Annotated in this window: 1 protein-coding gene; it reads left to right on the top strand. The window is 76.8% G+C overall.

The window, feature by feature from the left end:
* Window positions 1-424: FCD domain-containing protein (locus tag G3I40_RS06355; protein WP_164301176.1), on the top strand; the 424-nt coding region annotated here is incomplete at its 5' end.
* Window positions 425-456: the final 32 nt, after the last annotated feature.

Below are 456 nucleotides of genomic sequence, written 5' to 3'. Positions count from 1 at the left end.
GGTCGCCGAGCGGACCGCCCGGGAGCGGGCGGAGCTGACCGAGGTGCGCGGGCTCATCGAGGCCCCGGTGGTGCTGCGCCTCGCCCGGACCCTGCCGGTGGGGCGCTGGGAGGTGCTGCGGCCCTGCGCCGACGACACCCTCACCGCGGCCGCCTCGGGCGACCTCGCCCGCTACGCGGAGGCCGACCGGGCCTTCCACCGCGCCGTGCTCCGCCTCGCCGGGAACGAACAGCTCGTGCGGGTCGCCGACGACCTGCGGCGCAGGATCGTGTGGACCGGCTGCGACCTGACGGCGGACGCCGCACAGCACGTCGCGCTGCTGGACGCCCTGGAGGAGCGGGACCTGGACGCGGTGGGCACCTTGGTCCGTGCCCACTTCGGCCTTTCGGACACGGCGGACAGCGGCCCCGGCTACGGCTTCTGAGCCCCTCCGGCGATCGAGGAGCGGGGTCCGGG

It is taken from the genome of Streptomyces sp. SID14478, assembly GCF_010548525.1.
Classification (GTDB): domain Bacteria; phylum Actinomycetota; class Actinomycetes; order Streptomycetales; family Streptomycetaceae; genus Streptomyces.
This window is presented reverse-complemented; position numbering and strand designations above follow the sequence as displayed.